The sequence below is a fragment of the Lentzea sp. NPDC020367 genome, assembly GCF_044387305.1.
Taxonomy (GTDB): domain Bacteria; phylum Actinomycetota; class Actinomycetes; order Mycobacteriales; family Pseudonocardiaceae; genus Lentzea.
The window spans coordinates 234,047-250,108 of sequence record NZ_JBIRVV010000005.1; the positions used below are offsets into that span (position 1 = coordinate 234,047).

The window sequence follows — 16,062 nt, forward strand, 5'->3', positions numbered from 1 at the left end:
GGGCTCCATGACTACCCGACGCGCGCGACGCCGTCCAAGTCAATTGCGAGCCGCACGCGGTCCCCCACGGACACCGGACCGACGGCCTCGTACTCCTCGCCGCCGATCTCCACGAGCAGCCGCACGTGATCTCGCCGGTGCACGCGCTCCAGCACCGTGCCCTCCAGCAGGCCGTCGGAGTCGACCCGGAGCGCGGTTGCCCGCAGCCCGACCCGTTCCACGTCCAGCCCGACGAACGAGCCGGGCACGAACTTGTTGCAGCCCAGGAACTTCGCCGTCTCCACGTCCACGGGCGACGACCACACCTCGGCGGGCGGCCCGACCTGGACGATCCGGCCGCGCGACATGATCGCCACGCGATCGGCCAGGGTGAACGCCTCGTCGTGGTCGTGCGTCACCACGAGAGCCGTGGTCGCAGCCTCTCGCAGCAGCCGGGCCAGGTCGACCGCGAGCTGTTCGCGCAACGCCCTGTCCAGCGCCGACAGCGGTTCGTCCAGCAGCAGCAATCGAGGCGACGGCGCCAAAGCTCGCGCCAACGCGACTCGTTGCTGCTCGCCGCCGGACAGCTGCGTCACCCGCCGGTCGGCATAGCCTTCGAGGCCGACGAGTTCCAGCAGCGACAGCACGCGCTTGTCCCGCGCCTCGCGCTCGACCTTCTTCATCCGCAGGCCGAAGGCCACGTTCCCGGCCACCGTCCGGTGCGGGAACAGCTGCCCGTCCTGGAAGACCAGCCCGAACTCGCGCCGGTGCACAGGAACGCCGGCCAGGTCGGCGAAGTCCCAGCGAACCGCACCGGCAGACGGCTTCTCCAGGCCCGCCACAGTGCGCAGCAACGTCGACTTCCCGCACCCCGACGGGCCGAGCAACGCCACGACCTCGCCATCCGCGACCGACAGCGACACGTCCGACACCGCGGCCGTCTGTCCATAACGGACGGTGATCGAGTCCAGTTCCAGCGCCATCAGAACTCCCCGCTGCTCGGCACGCGCAACCGTTCGATCAGCAGCACGCACCCGACCGTCACGACCATCAGCAGCGCGCACGCCGCGTAGGCCATCTGGCTGTTCAACTCCCCCGGCCGCGACATCAGCCGCGCGATCACCACCGGCAGCGTCGGTGCGTCCGGGCGGGCCAGGAAGCTCGTCGCCCCGAACTCCCCCAGCGCCACCACGTACCCGAACCCGGCCGCCGCCACCAACGACCGCCCGACCAGTGGCAGGTCCACCTCTCGCCACACACGGAACGGTGAGGCGCCCAGCGTTGCCGCCGCCTGCCGCAGCCGTTCGTCGACGGCCCGCAGCACCGGCAGCACCATTCGCACGATCAACGGCGTCACCACCAACGCCTGCGCCAGCGGCACCAGCAACGGCGAGGTGCGGAAGTCGCCGGGCAGCGCGTCCATCGTGATCAGGTAGCCGAAGCCGACCGTCACCGCGGACACCCCGAGCGGCAGCATCAGCGCGGTGTCGAGCACCTCGGACACGCGGCTCCCAGACCGCCGCAACCCGACCAGCACCACCGCCGAGAACACCCCGACCACCAACGCCACCAAAGTCGCGTCGAAGGCCGTCCGCAACGAGTTCACCGCGGCGTCGATCCCGGTCACCGCCAGCGTGCCGCGGTCGCCACGGGAGTTCAGCGCCACGTACCCGGCGAAGCTCCATCCGTCCCGAGTGGACAGTGACCGCGTCACCAGCCCGACCACCGGCGTCAGCAACGCCAACACGACGGCGAAGGCCGCGAGCACCACGTACCACTCGCCACCGGTCGGCCGCCGCGCCAGCTCTTCCCTGCCCCGCAACGCCAGCGCGGTCTCGCGCCGGCGCCGGGCCAGAGCTCCCAGCACCAGAACCGCGAGCACGGCGAGGAACTGCAACAACGACAGAGCAGCGGCCCCGGACAGGTCGAACAACTCGACCGTCCGCAGGTAGATCTCGGTCTCCAGGGTCCGGTACCGCGACCCGCCCAAAACCAGCACCACGCCGAAACTCGTGGCGCAGAAGAGGAACACGACCGCCGCGGCCGAGCCGATCGCCGGTGCCAACGCCGGCAGCACCACCGACACGAACGCGCGCGGACGCGATGCACCCAAAGCCCGCGCCGCGTCCTCAGCCCGTCGATCGGTGTGCGCCCACAGCCCGCCCACGGTCCGCGCGACCACGGCCACGTTGAAGAACGCGTTCGCCAGCACGATCGGCAACACCCCGCCGTCCGGCCAGAACGTCCGGAAAGCCAGGCCCACCACCACGGTCGGCAGCACGAACGGCACCATCACCGCGGCCCGGATCACGCCGAGCCCGCGGATCCGGCACCGTGCCAGCACGAACGCCAGCGGCATCCCGGCGACGACTGCCACGACCGTCGACGCCAGAGCCTGGCCCAGCGTGAACCCGACGAGTTCCCAGGTGTCGCTGTCGGCGAACGCGGAGGCCACGCCACCTTCGCGCAGCCCGAGCGACACGATCGCCAGCACGGGCCACGCGAAGAACAAACCCAGGAAGGCCAGCGGAAGCAGCGCCGCCGCCGACCACCCCGTGCGGGAACTCAGCCCTGCACGAGCTTGCGCCACTGCTCGACCCACGCTTCGCGGTTGTCCTTCACCTTGTCCGCCGGAAGCGACTGCGGTGAGGACGGCAACGGCGCGTCCTTGGCCCACGACTCGGGCAGCGCGACGCCCTCACGCGACGGGTAGACGTACATCTGCTCGGCCACCTGGGCCTGGAACTTCTCGCCCAGCAGGAAGTCGAGGACCTTCTGCGCGTCGGCGGAGTTCTTGGCCCCGGACAGCACACCCGCGTACTCGACCTGGCGGTAGCAGGTGTCCAGCACGGCCTTGGTCTTGCCGCCCTCGGCCGACGGCGACGACGCGTAGGACACGACGATCGGCCGATCGCCCTTGGTGGCGGAGAACTCCTGGTTGTAGGCCTCTTCCCAGCCGCTCACGACCTTGACGCCGTTGGCCTTGAGCTTGGTCCAGTAGTCCTGCCAGCCGTTCTCGCCGTACTTGGCGATCGTGCCGAGCAGGAACGCGAGACCGGGCGAGGACGTGGCCGGGTTCTCGACGACCAGCTTGTCCTTGAACTTCGGGTCGGCCAGGTCGTCGTACGACTTCGGCTCGACGCCGCCGAGCTTGGCCGGGTCGATGTTCAGGCACACGTCACCGACGTCGACGGCCTGCAGGCGGTTCGTGTCGTCGGCCTTGTACCGCTGCGCGCCCTTCGAGGCCTCCGGCGAGGCGTACTCGGCGAACACACCCTCGCTCAACGCCCGCGAGGCGAACGTCGAGTCGACGCCGAACGCGACGTCGCCGATCGGGTTCGCCTTGGTGAGCACCAGCTTGTTCGTCAGCTCGCCCGCGTCACCGCTGGCGATCTGCTTCACGGTGATTCCCGAGGACTTCTGGAACTCCTCCAGCACCTCGGGTTTCACGACGAACGAGTCGTGCGTCACCAATGTGACCTCGTGCGTCTGCGGCGCGGTCGAAGTACCGGCCGAACAACCGGTCAACGCCAGCGCGGCGACAACAGCAAAAATCCTTCTCACGTCAAATCTCTCCCTACGCCGGTATGACCCGGATCAGGTGGACGGTCGAGGGCTTGCGAGCCCTCCTCTCAGCCCGGCGCTTCACCGGACTCCCGTGGCAACGCGCAGCCTACGTGACGTGGTGGGACGATCAGGGCATGGCCGAGCTGTTGAGCGACGATCAGCTGAACGACGTGCTGCCCAAGCTGCCCGACTGGAGTGCCCAGGACGCGGCGCTGGTCCGGACCGTGGAGCTGGCGAGCTTCTCCCACGCGATCATGGTCGTGAACCGGATCGCGGAGATCGCCGAGAACGACAACCACCACCCGGACATCGACATCCGCTACAAGACGCTGACATTCCGCCTGAGCACCCACTACAAGGGAGGAATCACCGCGCTCGACGTGTCCCTCGCCGAGGAAATCGACGGGGTCCTGGACGCGATGAGCTGATTCGGTCAAGATGTGCGCTGCCGCCGCCCGCGGAAATGAGAGGGAACACCCTCATGCGGTTGCGCACATCACTTTTCGTCCTGGTTCTTACCGGGACACTTACCGCGATTCCGACCGCGGCTCAGGCCGTGCCGTGTGCCGTGACGGACACGATGATCAAGGCCAGTGCCACCTGGGTCACCAAGGGGTCCGACCTCGCGGCGAACACCTGGTCCAACGCGAACTTCCACGTCGGCAACCTCGCCCAGGTGCGGACCACCGGGATCAGCAACCACAAGACGTGGCCGTGGGTGCAGGCGAACAAGTACCTGCTGCCCGTGGACCCGGCGAACCCCTTCGCCCCGGACGCCCAGTCGACCGGTGAGCCGTACCTCGACGTGGCGTTCTTCCACCCGGAGCCCGAGGTGCTGCAGCCGTTGCGCGACAACCTGCGCGCCCAGGTGAAGGACGGGAAGACCGGCTACTGGCGCTCGCCGGACGCGCTGAACATGGCGCTGCCGTCGTTCACGCGCATCGCCGTGGCCGACAACGACAAGGCCATGCTCGACTACTCGTTCCAGTCGTACCGCAGCCTGAAGGCCCGGACGTTCAACGAGTTCACGGGTCTGTGGAGCCTGAACGTGCAGACGAACGGCTGGGCGGTGCAGGGCCTGGCCAAGGCGATGCTCGCGCTGCCGGCCGACCACCCGTACCGCGCCGAGTACGCCAAGACGCTGCGCAAGAGCGTGCAAACGCTCAAGTTCCTGCAGCGCCACGACGGCTTCTGGGGCAGCACCGGCAAGGACTCCGCCGCCACCGCGATGATCACCTACGCGATCGCCGCCGGCATCAACGCGGGCGTGCTCGACCGGGCGACCTACCTGCCGCACGTGCAGAAGGGCTGGCAGGCCCTCCTGACCGCGCTGGACGCAGACGGAACGCTGGGCTGGGTCGCGGCCCGCAACTCGTGGAAGCCGGCCTCAGCCGGTGACACCGGTGGGTTCGCTGTGGGCAGTTTCCTCATCGCCGGGCAGCAGATCGTCCCTCTTACGCCGGGTTGCTAGCCCGATCGCGACGAGCGTGAGCAGGCCCGCGGCCGGATAGCCCCAGCCGAGCAGCACGAAGATCCAGGGCCGCGGGAAGTCCCAGATGTTCGGCTGGGCGAGCAGCAGGAACGAGATCAGGTAGCCGCCGGTCAGCAGCACCCACAGGCCGGCGGTGATCTTGCACAGGAGGTGTCCGCCCTCGTAGATGAGCCACAGCAGGGCGGGCACCATCCACACCCAGTGGTGGCTCCACGAGATCGGCGAGACCAGCAGACCCAGCATCTGAACGCTGACGATCAACGCCAGCACGTCCTTGGTCTTGCTGACCGCGAACCACGTCAGCGCGGCCGCGACGAGCACGGCGACGATGTAGATCGGACCGGTCTTCACGTCGTACCCGACCGTGCGGCTCAGGGCACCGCGCATCGACTGGTTGATCGCGCTGCCGACCGGCCCGACGCGACTCGCGTCACCGAGCAGCTGGAACCAGAACTTGTCCGACTGGGACGGTGAGATGGCCCACCCGATGCCGTACACCACGACAAAAGCGACGAACGACCACACAGCGGCCATCCACCGGCGCTGAATCAGGAAGTACAGCCCGGAAATGGCGGGCGTGAGCTTGATGCCCGCGGCGAAACCGACACCGGCGCCGCCGACCCAGTTGCGCGCGCTGGCGAGCGTGCCGATCAGGATCGCGACCAGCACCAGGTTGATCTGGCCGTAGTTGAGCGTGGTGCGGACCGGCTCGATCCACAGCGTCAGCGCGGTCCACATCATGGCGCGGCGCGGGTCCTGCAGCTTCAGCAGCTTCAGGCTGGTGCGCACGATGTAGTAGAGGCAGCCCAGGCAGAGCAGCTGCCAGATCCAGCGCGACGCCTCCCACGGCACCCAGCTCATCGGCGTGAAGATCGCGGCCGCGAACGGCGGGTAGGTGAACGGCAGCGGGAACACGTCCGCGTACTGGTCGAGCCGCCACTCGTAGAGGTCGCCGGAGAACAGGTGCGGCGACCCGTTGCGGTACACCAGCAGGTCGATCATGGTCATCTTCGCCTGGAACGCGACCATGAACAGGTGCCCGGCGACCGACAACGCGAGCAGCCACGGTGCTACGGAGAGCACACGCGCTTCCACAGCACGGAGTTTCACCCCGAAAACGTTACCCGAGGCAACGAAACGGGGTACCCCGGCGTCATTAGGACGGGAGAGATCGCAAGAGGGAGTTTTCTGGTCATGTCTGTTGATCTTGTAGTTGCCGCTGTCGCCGCTCTGGCCATGCTGGGGGTCGCGTTCGGAGTGTTCGCCGCTGCCGCACGCGCTAAGAACAACGTGTAAGAGCTTGTGAGACAAGCAGAAGGGGGAGCCTCCACAAAGGAGGCTCCCCCTTCACCGTTTCCGAGGGGAGGAACGGTGACTTGGTGCGCGTTTAGAAGTAGTGCGCCCGTCCGCCGATCGGCTTGCCGACCGCGCCCAACACGGCGAGGATCGCGCCGATCACCAGGAGCACGACTCCCAGGGTCGTCAGGATGCTGATACCCATCAGCCACCCGACGACAAGCAGAATGAGACCGAGGACGATCATGACACCTCCAGGTGGGGAATCCTTTTCTGGATTACCCCACGGGGGTCGGTACAAACCTCGCTTCATACATTCGTCACCGATGTAAGCAGTGCCCGCGCCTCATCCGTCTCGTGGTGCCGCAGCTTCTCGTAGATCTGCACCGCCTCGGCCAGGTGTTCCCGCGCTGCGCCGGGCTCCCCTGCTGCGATCTGCGCCCTCGCCAGCCGTACGAGCCCTTCTCCCAGGTAGTAGGTGTGGTGCATCGCCCGCATCCGGCCGACGGAGAGGCGGTAGCTCTCCACGGCTTCGGCATACCTGCCCAGTTCCACGTAGATGTCCCCCAGCGTCTCGGCGTTGTTCGCATGGGGCATGGTCTTCGGGCCGGTGTCCAACTCGAACGACACCTCCGCCTCCATGCAGAGTTCGATCGCGCGCTCGCGCTCACCGCTCTGCTGATAGGCCCGTGCGTACGCCGCGAGGTAGCAGCCTCGCTGGAACACGCTCAGTTCGGCGATCCTCGGGTACAGGCGACTCAAGATCTCCAGCGAGCGGTGGTGGTGCCCCAGCTCCTCGTACACGTGTGCCAGCCCGCGAGAGACGTCCGCCTGCCCGTTGACGTTGTCCATCTCCTCTTCGCAGCGCAGTGCCGAACTCAGGTGGTGTTCAGCCTCCGGAAAGTCTCGTTTCGCGATGTAGATCCCGCCGAGCGCGCGGTGCAGCCGCTGTCGCCCGAACACGTCTTTCCGCCGTTGTGCGGCACCCAGCGCGAGCAACTCCGCTTCCTCGGCTTCGTTCAGCAGTCCCTCTCGCAACAGAGGCAGGTGGAGTGTGTAGGCCAACCGCCACACGAGGTCGTCCACACCTGCCTCCACCATCTCGGTCAACACGCCCAGCAGCACCGACTGCTCGATCCGGAACCAGTCCTTCGCCGCCTTCACATCCGGCAACGGCGCGATCACGGCCGCCGGCGAGGGAGGTGCCAGTGGCGTCCAGACGGCCCTGGGCTCGGTCCACCTGTTCGCCTTCAGCGAGGAGTGCAGATAGTGGTCGAACAGTCGCTGTTGCGCCTCGGCCTGCCACTCCTCCGACAGCTCGCCGAAGCGTTCGGCGGCGTAGTCCCGCAACAGGTCGTGCAGCAGGTACCGGCCGATGCTCGTCCGGGTGACGAGGCTGCTCCCGACCAGTTCACCGAGCGCCCGTCGTGCTTCCGTTCCCGAGACGGCGGCGAGGCTCGCGGCGGCCTCGACCGTGAACTCCGGGCCGGGATGACGGCCGAGCACCACGAACACCGCGGCCGCGTCCTCACTGACCGACCGCAGTGACCAGGAGAAGACGGGCCGGACGCCGGTGGTCGGGTCGTCGATGTCGAGCGCGTCGAGCCGTTCCTGCTCCAGCTCGTCCGCGAGTGCGGTCAGCGAGTCGCCGTAGGCAGCGCGGGCGGCCACGATGCCCAGCGCCAGCGGCAGGCCCGCACATCGTTCGACCAGCCGCGCGACGGCGTCCGGCTCGGCTGCGATCCGTGCCGCGCCGACCCGTTCGGTCAGCAGGTCGGTCGCGGCCCGCTCGTCCATGACGTCCAGCGCGACCGGCTGAGCACCCTCGCGCGCGACGAGGCCACTCAGGCGGTTGCGGCTGGTGATCAGCACGAGGTTGCCGGCTCCACCGGGCAGCAGCGGGCGTACCTGCTCCACGTCTCGGGCGTTGTCCAGCACCACGAGCATCCGGCGGCGCGCCAGCAGCGACCTGTACTCGGCGATCACCGCCTCGTCCGACGTCGGCAGCTCCTTGCCGGACACGCCGAGCGCCACGAGGAAGTCGCGAGCCACCGCGACCGGGTCGAGCGGCTCGGCGCGGAGGTCGAAGCCACGCAGGTTGACGTGGAGCTGCCCGTCCGGGAAGCGGTCGGCGACCTGATGCGCCCACTGCACCGCGAGCGCCGTCTTGCCGACGCCGCCGATGCCGTTGATCGCGGAGATCAGCAAGGGTTCGCCGGGGCGCGCCCCGACCAGGTCGGTCAGTCGTTCCAGCTCGTGCTCACGGCCGGCGAAGTGTGGATAGGCGGGCGGTAGTTGCCTCGGCACGACCGGCGAGACGGGCACCTCACCGCTCAGGACCTGCTCGTGCGCCTCCCGCAGCCGCCGGCCGGGATCCACGCCGAGTTCGTCCGCGAGCCGCGTGCGGATCTCCTGGTAGGCCGCGAGCGCCTCGGCCTGCTGGCCCGCGCGGTGCAGCGCGAGCATCAGCTGCGCCCAGAAGATCTCGCGCAACGGGTGCTGCCGCACCAGCGAGCGGAGTTCCGGCACCAACACGTCGGTGGTGTGGGCGAGTTCCTCGTCGATGCGGCGTTCCAGCGCGACGACCTGCTCCTCCACCAGCCGCGGCACGTCCTCGCGGTGCAGCGAGTCCGACGTGACGTTGCCGAGCACCGGGCCGCGCCACAGCTCCAGCGCCGCGCGGTGCTCGCCCGCGGCGGTGAGCCGGCGGAACCGGGCGAGATCGAGCTGTTCGGGGTCGACTTCGGCCAGGTAACCGTGCGACGACGTGACGACGCAGTTGGCGGCGCCCAGCGACTGCCGCAGCCGCATCACGACGGTCTGCAAGGTCTTGCGCGCGCGGTCGAGGGCGGGCGGCTCGCCGTCCCAGACCCGTTCGACCAGCTCGTGCACCGACACGAACTCGTTGGCACGCAACAACAGCGTCGCCAGCAGCACGCGCCCGCGACCTGCGGGAACACCTACCTGCTCGCCGTCGAGCAGTACTTCCAACGGCCCCAGGACGCGGTACTCGGCGGTCACCCGGGAGAACCTACCGGTACGCCGCAGTCCCGATAGGCGTTGATGGCCAACGCTTCCGCGGCCTCCGCGCCTTCCTCGTCCCCCAAGGCACGGCGCACGGCCGCGAGCGTTGCGTGCGACTGCCCTTCCAGATACCGCTGGCGGTGCCGCTGATGTGTGGCGACCGCCTCTTCCGCGCACAACAACGCTTCCGAAAGCTCGCCCATCGCAAGGTGGAGCAGCGCGCGCTCGCTGAGCAGCACTCCTTCTCCCTCGACCGCGTAGCCGGCAGCGGTTCGGACTGCGCGGGCCTCGTTCAGATGGTTCACCGCCGGTTCGAGCGCGCCGAGTTTCCGGTACGCCCGCGCAGCCGAGCAATGCGCGGTGAGCCGATAGGAGGGAACGGTGGAGTCCTCACCGATGAGCCTCAGCCGCACCAGGGCGGCGACCAGCGCGTCCTCATGCGCACCGCAGTGGTCCATCACGTCCTCCAGCGCGTGCCAGACGTGGCACTCCTCCTCCATGCCGATCCTGTGCCGTGCCTCTTCGAGGAGGTCGAGCACGAGGTCGAAAGCCTCGTCGACCCTCCCCAGTGCCAGGTCGATCCTGACGACGGAGGCGGCGCCGATGGAGACGCGCAAGGGCGCTCCCAGCTCGGCCAGCACCGCGAGGTACTGCTCGTAGTGCGCTCTGGCATCCGCGAACCTGCCCAGTTCCACACAGGTCGTGACCAGGCCTTCGTGGGTGACCACGCGAACGGCAGGTGAGTCGGCCAGCTCCAGAACCCTGAGCAGCGCCTGTTCGGTGGCCGGGTAGTCGGACAGTTCGCACCAGAGGGCGGCGAGGTTCCGCAGGGCCAACGCCTGCCCCTCGGTCGACCCCCGGCGCTCGTGGATCGCGAGCGTCCGCTGCAGGTGTTCGACAGCGGTCTCCGTGTCACCGGCGATCCTGGCCACCGCCCCGATGCTGAGGTGCGCGCTCGCCTGGATCGACAGGTCACCCTCCCTGACGCCGATGTCGAGCGCTTCCTGTGCGAGTTGCTTGACCTCCGCGAAGTCCCCTTGGCAGTAGCGGTAGATGGAGGCGCCGAGGTTCGCGCCGGCGATCAGCAGGTCATCGCCGGACGCACGGCTGGAGCGGTCCCGGATCTCGCACAACACCGCCCAGTCCGTGTCATAACGAACTTCGTAGTAGAAGCCGTTGGCCACGGCCCCGAGCTCGGCGACCAGCCGGTGATCACCCCGCTCGGTCGCGACGAGCATCGTCGCGATCAGGTTCACGTGCTCGGTGTTGAGCCACGCGAACGCCTCGTCCGTGCTCTTCAGCACGACGCCGGGCAGTGGGGTCGTGGTGGTGTTGAGCGGGTATCTGCGCTGATCCGGGAACAGCAGCTCGGCCGCGGCGTCGGTCATGCGACGGTAGAAGTCGTACAGCCGTGCGATGGCCTCGTCGGTTTCATCGCTCGTGCACCTCTCCCTCGCGTACACGCGCAGCAGGTCGTGCAGGGCGAAGCGGGTGCCGCGCTGTTCGACGAGGTGCACACCGACCAGGTGGTTGAGGTGGCGGCGGGCGTTGGGCAGGCCGGCGATCACGGCGGCGTCGTTGGCGGTGAAGTCCGCGCCGGGCAGCAATCCCAGCCGGCGCAACACCATCCGCGTCTCCTCCGGCAGCGAGGAGTAGCTCTCGTCCAGCACGACGCTGACCGCGGCGGCGGGATCGCCGGGCACCGAGAGCTCGCCGAGGCGGTCGTCACCGAGCTGCGCGACCTTGTCCGCGATGGTCATCGTGTCCTGGGAGGACAGGTCCGCGGCCGCGATGCGCAACGCGAGCGGCAGCCCGCCGCACAGCCGCACCAACGTGGCCGCGGCCTCCGCCTCCGCGCGCACCCGGTCCGCCCCGAGCACCCGCTCCAGCACGCGTGTCCCGTCGTGGTCACTCAGCACCGGAAGCCGCAGCAGGTCGCCGTCGTGCAGGGCGAGTCCGCGCAGGTCACCTCGGCTCGTGACGATCGTCAGCGCACCCGCGGACGCGGGCAGCAGCGGCCGCACCTGCTCGGCGTTCGCGGCGTTGTCCAGCACCAGCAACAACTTCCGGTCCGCCACGAGGGACCGGTAGAGCGCCACCAGCTCGTCCAGTCCGGCAGGGACGGAGTCGACGCCCAGCGCCTTGAGAACGAGGGTCAGCGCTTCCTGCGGCGGCATGGCCCGCACCGGATCCTGACCGCGCAGGTGCACGAAGATCTGCCCGTCCGTGAACCGCTCGCTGATCCGATGGGCCCAGTGCACGGCCAGGGAGGTCTTGCCGACGCCCCCTGTGCCCGCGATGGCCAGCACCTTCGCCCCGCTGGCCGCCAGCCGTGCCACGTCGTCCTCGCGCCCGGCGAACGTGGCGAGATCCGGCGGCAGCTGCCTCGGCGTGACGCGCTTCTCCTTCGGCGGCGTGACCTCTCCGCGCAGGATCTGCTCGTGCAACTCGCTCAGCGCGGGCGCCGGGTCGATCCCCAGCTCGTCCGCGAACATCTCGCTGACCTGCCGATACGTCGCGAGCGCGCCGGCCTGCTGCCCCGACCGGTACAGGGCGAGCATGAGGTGAGCCCAGAAGCGGTCGCGCAACGGATGCCTGCGGGTGAGGTCGTGCAGCTCCGGCACCAGGTCCGCGGACCGCCCGGCCGTGAGGTCGGCCTCGATCCGCTGCTCCAGCGCGGCGAGCTGTTCCTCCACCAGCGACGGCACCTCGTCGCGGTGCAGCGACTCCGACACGACGTTGCCCAGCACCGGCCCCCGCCACAACGCGAGCGCGGGCCCGAACTGCTGCCGCGAGACCAGCGCGCGGAACCTCAGCAGGTCGAGCTGCTCCGGTTCGATCTCGGCCAGGTACCCGCCGGGCTCGTGCCGCACGCAGTTCGCCTCGCCGAGCGCCTGCCTCAGCCGCATGACGACCGTCTGCAACGTCTTGTGCGCCCGGTCCAGATCCGGCGGCGCGCCCTCCCACAACCGTTCAACGAGCTCGTCCACGGAGGTGAACCGATTGGCGCGCAACAACAGCGTGGCGAGCAGCACCCGGCCGCGGCCGGCGGGAACCGCCACGGGTTCGCCGTCGAGCACTACCTCCAGCGGTCCCAGCAACCGGTACTCAGCTCTCACACCTCGGGAGTCTAGGTGTGCCACCGGAGCACGCGCCTGACATGGCGACGGCCCCTTCCCGCGTGGGGAAGAGGCCGTTGCCGTGCACTGGTCAGACGTTGAAGCGGAACTCCACCACGTCGCCGTCGGACATGACGTAGTCCTTGCCCTCCATGCGGACCTTGCCCGCCGCCTTCGCGTCGGCCTTCGAACCAGAGGTCACCAGGTCGTCGAACGACACGACCTCGGCCTTGATGAAGCCGCGCTCGAAGTCCGTGTGGATCACGCCCGCCGCCTGCGGGGCGGTGGCGCCCTTCGGGATCGTCCAGGCGCGCGATTCCTTCGGGCCGGCCGTGAGGTACGTCTGCAGGCCGAGGGTGTGGAAGCCGGCGCGGGCCAGGGCGTGCAGGCCCGGCTCGGTCTGGCCGATCGACTCCAGCAGTTCGAGGGCCGACTCGTCGTCGAGCTCGATCAGCTCCGACTCGACCTTGGCGTCGAGGAACACGGCGTCGGCCGGGGCGACGAGCTCGCGCAGTTCCTTCACGCGGGCCTCGTCGGTCAGCACGCCCTCGTCGGCGTTGAAGACGTAGAGGAACGGCTTGGTGGTGAGCAGGGAGAGCTCGCGCAGCAGTTCACCGTCCACTTCGGACTGCGCTGCGAACAGCGTGCGGCCCGCGTCGAGGATGTCCTTGGCCTTCTTCGCGTTCTCGAGGACGGCGCGGCGGTCCTTCTGCATCCGCGCCTCCTTCTCGATCCTCGGGATGGCCTTCTCGAGGGTCTGCAGGTCGGCGAGGATCAGCTCGGTGTTGATCGTCTCGATGTCGCTCGACGGATCGACGCGGCCGTCGACGTGCACGACGTCCGGGTCGTCGAAGACGCGGATGACCTGGCAGATCGCGTTCGCTTCGCGGATGTTCGCGAGGAACTTGTTGCCGAGGCCCTCGCCCTCCGACGCGCCCTTCACGATGCCCGCGATGTCGACGAACGACACCACGGCGGGCACCTCGCGCTCGGAGCCGAAGATCTCGGCGAGCTTGGTGAGACGGGCGTCCGGCAGCGGCACCACGCCCACGTTCGGCTCGATGGTCGCGAACGGGTAGTTCGCGGCGAGCACGTCGTTGCGCGTGAGCGCGTTGAACAGGGTGGACTTGCCAACGTTGGGCAGGCCGACGATACCGAGGGTCAAACTCACGGTGAGCGAGTCTACGGCAGCCGACGGTCGTGTCCGATTCCCGCGAGCCATCGGCCGTTCCCGCTGGCAGGATCGATGGCATGGTCATTGACGAAGAACACGCGTACCGGGTGTGCTCCGCACGTGACGCCCGCTTCGACGGGTGCTTCATCCACGCGGTCCGCACGACCGGCATCTACTGCCGGCCGTCGTGCCCCGCGGTGACCCCGAAGCGCCGCAACAGCCAGTTCTTCCTGACGGCCGCCGCCGCGCAGTCCGCGGGCTTCCGCGCCTGCCGCCGCTGCCTGCCGGACGCCGTGCCGGGCTCCCCCGAGTGGAACCTCCGCGCGGACCTGGCGGGCCGGGCGATGCGCCTGATCAGCGACGGCATCGTGGAACGCGACGGCGTGACCGGCCTGGCCTCCCGGCTCGGCTACTCGGAACGCCACCTGACCCGCGTGCTGACCGCCGAGCTCGGCGCCGGCCCGCTGGCCCTGGCCCGTGCCCACCGCGCCCACGCGGCCCGGTTGCTGATCGAGACGACCGAACTCCCGTTCGCCGACATCGCGTTCGCCGCGGGCTTCGCGTCGGTGCGCCAGTTCAACGACACGATCCGCATGGTGTTCGCCTCGACCCCGTCCGACATGCGCGGCCGGGGCAAGGCACCGGTGGGCACGCCGGGCCGCATCGTCCTGCGGCTGCCGTACCGCCCGCCGTTCGACGCCACGGGCCTGCTGACCCACTTCCGGGCGCACGCGTTGCCCGGTGTCGAGGAGGTGACCGCCGACTCGTACGCACGGACGTTGTCACTGCCGCACGGCGAGGCGACGGTCCGCCTGACGTTCCCCGCCGACCACGTCCTGTGCTCGCTGCGTCTCGCCGACGTGCGGGACCTGGGCGCGGCCGTGGCCCGCGTGCGGCGGCTCCTGGACCTCGACGCCGACCCGACGGCCGTCGACTCGTTCCTGGGCGCCGACCCGATGATCGGCCCGCTGGTCCGCGAGGTGCCCGGCATCCGGGTGGCGGGCAGCGTCGACGGCGCCGAGACCCTGCTGCGCCTGGTGGCCCCGTTCACCGGCGTCCCGCTGCAGATCCCGGACGGCGCCCTGACCCACCTCTACGCGGCCGGAGACCACCCCGTCACCGAGGCACTGGCGAACGGCAGACTCGTCGTCGACGTGGGCCGCTCGATCGAAGACCTGACCGAAGAACTGACTCCCCTGGTCGGCGCCTCCGTGGCCGACGAGGTGGCCATGCGAGTGCTGGGCGCACCGGACGTGCTGGTGCTTCCGAAAGCCTTGCGACACCTGACTTCCCACGGCCCGAACTGGCGGCCGTGGCGCTCCTACGCCGGAGCACACCTGACGAGGAAGGCAGCAACATCATGAGCGTCGCGCACACGTCCACTGTGGACACCCCGGCGGGGCCGTTCACCGCGATCGCCGCGCCGGACGGGGCAGTGCTGGCCAGCGGCTGGACCGACGACCTCGCCCTGCTGACGCCCCAGATCCACGCCACCCTGATGCCGTCCGAGATCACCTCGCGACCCGATCTGGGCGACGTCACCAAGGCCGTCATCGCCTACCACGAGGGCGACCTGACCTCGATCGACACCATCGAGGTCCGCCAGAAGTCCGGCCCGTTCCTGCAGCACGCGTGGGACGTCCTGCGCACGGTCAAGGCGGGCGAGCCGGTCACCTACTCCGAGTACGCCGAACTGTCCGGGCGCCCGGCCGCGATCCGGGCGGCGGCCTCGGCCTGCGCCCGCAACTCCGCGGCGCTGTTCGTCCCCTGCCACCGGGTGATCCGGATCGGCGGCGACCTGGGCGGCTTCCGCTGGGGCCTGGACGTCAAGCGCTGGCTGCTGGCCCACGAGAACTGACCCGCGAGACCTAACCGACGAGGTTGATCTCCGGCGTCTCGCTCATGGTCACCAGGTCCGTGCCGCACCGCGTGCACGGCCTGGTGACGGGCAGGACCACGTTGGTCTGCAGGGAGTTCTCCCCGTTGAACCAGTCGGCCTCGCCGGCGTCACGGCAGGTGTGGCACCCGACGCGGTAGTGCAGCCGGACCCACGGACCGGCTCCCAGCTCGCCGCCCTGCGCCTGTGGACGCTGGAGATCGGTGAACGGCGACCACCAGAACGACAGCCTGCACCGCAGCATGCGGGTGGCCCCGTCGCCGGCGGCGTCGAAGCCGGTGATGCGGATCGGCGCCGGGTGACTGCCCGACTCGACCGCCTCGTCCTGCCACTCGAGCGGGCTCCGGGAGGAGTGGCACACGCCGTGCGTCGCGCCGTGCTGCAGGGTGACGGTCCGTCCCTCCCGGCGGCACACGAAGCAGTCGTGCGAGTACTCCACCTTGTTCGCCCACCCGAAGTGGGCCGCCTTGGTGACCGAGACGCGCGCGGTGATTTCCACGTGGGACAGCACGGG

The 16,062-nt window shown here is 69.3% G+C and carries 13 protein-coding genes and 1 riboswitch; of the genes, 4 read left to right on the forward strand and 9 right to left on the reverse strand.

Annotation, left to right across the window (positions count from 1 at the left end; translation table 11 throughout):
• Nucleotides 1-11: 11 nt before the first annotated feature.
• The 3 genes from ACH413_RS22810 to ACH413_RS22820 form a co-directional block, all read right to left on the reverse strand.
• Nucleotides 12-962: an ABC transporter ATP-binding protein gene (locus tag ACH413_RS22810; protein WP_360037819.1), complete on the reverse strand. Its 951-nt coding sequence runs from the start codon at nt 960-962 to the stop codon at nt 12-14.
• Nucleotides 962-2,569, reverse strand: coding sequence for an ABC transporter permease (locus ACH413_RS22815; RefSeq protein WP_396425149.1), 1,608 nt, complete (start codon nt 2,567-2,569; stop codon nt 962-964). The genes ACH413_RS22810 and ACH413_RS22815 overlap by 1 nt, the downstream gene beginning before the upstream one ends.
• A complete protein-coding gene (locus tag ACH413_RS22820; RefSeq protein WP_360037822.1) occupies nt 2,545-3,543 on the reverse strand; it encodes a thiamine ABC transporter substrate-binding protein in 999 nt (332 codons plus the stop codon). Before ACH413_RS22820 ends, ACH413_RS22815 begins: the two co-directional genes overlap by 25 nt.
• Nucleotides 3,537-3,649: riboswitch (TPP riboswitch) on the reverse strand. It overlaps the preceding gene by 7 nt.
• A gap of 31 nt (nt 3,650-3,680) precedes the next feature.
• Between ACH413_RS22820 and ACH413_RS22825 the strand changes: the two genes are divergently transcribed.
• Together ACH413_RS22825 and ACH413_RS22830 are read left to right on the forward strand one after the other, a co-directional pair.
• Nucleotides 3,681-3,974 (forward strand): 4a-hydroxytetrahydrobiopterin dehydratase, encoded by a 294-nt coding sequence (locus ACH413_RS22825; RefSeq protein WP_093602787.1) that lies wholly within the window; start codon nt 3,681-3,683, stop codon nt 3,972-3,974.
• Nucleotides 3,975-4,114: 140 nt separating this feature from the next.
• Nucleotides 4,115-5,017 (forward strand): glycoside hydrolase family 88 protein, encoded by a 903-nt coding sequence (locus ACH413_RS22830; RefSeq protein ID WP_360037825.1) that lies wholly within the window; start codon nt 4,115-4,117, stop codon nt 5,015-5,017.
• Here the strand turns inward: ACH413_RS22830 and ACH413_RS22835 are convergent.
• From ACH413_RS22835 to ychF, 5 genes are all read right to left on the reverse strand, one after another.
• A complete protein-coding gene (locus tag ACH413_RS22835; RefSeq protein WP_360037828.1) occupies nt 4,934-6,148 on the reverse strand; it encodes a mannosyltransferase in 1,215 nt (404 codons plus the stop codon). The genes ACH413_RS22830 and ACH413_RS22835 overlap by 84 nt on opposite strands.
• Before the next feature lie 277 nt (nt 6,149-6,425).
• Nucleotides 6,426-6,581, reverse strand: coding sequence for a DUF6131 family protein (locus tag ACH413_RS22840; RefSeq protein WP_089909616.1), 156 nt, complete (start codon nt 6,579-6,581; stop codon nt 6,426-6,428).
• Between the two features lie 62 nt (nt 6,582-6,643).
• Entirely contained in the window at nt 6,644-9,355 is a 2,712-nt protein-coding gene (locus ACH413_RS22845; protein WP_360037831.1) for a BTAD domain-containing putative transcriptional regulator, read from the reverse strand.
• Nucleotides 9,352-12,477, reverse strand: a complete 3,126-nt coding sequence (locus tag ACH413_RS22850; protein WP_360037834.1) for a BTAD domain-containing putative transcriptional regulator — start codon at nt 12,475-12,477, stop codon at nt 9,352-9,354. Before ACH413_RS22850 ends, ACH413_RS22845 begins: the two co-directional genes overlap by 4 nt.
• A 91-nt stretch (nt 12,478-12,568) precedes the next feature.
• Nucleotides 12,569-13,648 (reverse strand): redox-regulated ATPase YchF, encoded by a 1,080-nt coding sequence (gene ychF, locus ACH413_RS22855; RefSeq protein ID WP_360037837.1) that lies wholly within the window; start codon nt 13,646-13,648, stop codon nt 12,569-12,571.
• An 80-nt stretch (nt 13,649-13,728) separates the two neighbouring features.
• Here ychF and ACH413_RS22860 point away from each other — a divergent pair, with 80 nt between their 5' ends.
• The gene (locus tag ACH413_RS22860) at nt 13,729-15,015 is read left to right on the forward strand and encodes an AlkA N-terminal domain-containing protein (protein WP_360037840.1); all 1,287 of its coding nucleotides are present in this window, start codon (nt 13,729-13,731) and stop codon (nt 15,013-15,015) included.
• Entirely contained in the window at nt 15,012-15,509 is a 498-nt protein-coding gene (locus ACH413_RS22865) for a methylated-DNA--[protein]-cysteine S-methyltransferase (RefSeq protein ID WP_360037843.1), read from the forward strand. The genes ACH413_RS22860 and ACH413_RS22865 overlap by 4 nt, the downstream gene beginning before the upstream one ends.
• A 10-nt stretch (nt 15,510-15,519) precedes the next feature.
• Here ACH413_RS22865 and ACH413_RS22870 read toward each other — a convergent pair whose 3' ends face one another.
• Entirely contained in the window at nt 15,520-16,059 is a 540-nt protein-coding gene (locus tag ACH413_RS22870; protein WP_360037846.1) for a hypothetical protein, read from the reverse strand.
• Nucleotides 16,060-16,062: the final 3 nt, after the last annotated feature.

Bases quoted from the DNA above. Each gene is read 5' to 3' on its own strand.
- ACH413_RS22810 (WP_360037819.1), bottom strand. From the start codon at position 962: ATGGCGCTGGAACTGGACTCGATCACCGTCCGTTATGGACAGACGGCC.
- ACH413_RS22825 (WP_093602787.1), top strand. From the start codon at position 3,681: ATGGCCGAGCTGTTGAGCGACGATCAGCTGAACGACGTGCTGCCCAAG.
- ACH413_RS22840 (WP_089909616.1), bottom strand. From the start codon at position 6,581: ATGATCGTCCTCGGTCTCATTCTGCTTGTCGTCGGGTGGCTGATGGGT.
- ACH413_RS22860 (WP_360037840.1), top strand. From the start codon at position 13,729: ATGGTCATTGACGAAGAACACGCGTACCGGGTGTGCTCCGCACGTGAC.
- ACH413_RS22865 (WP_360037843.1), top strand. From the start codon at position 15,012: ATGAGCGTCGCGCACACGTCCACTGTGGACACCCCGGCGGGGCCGTTC.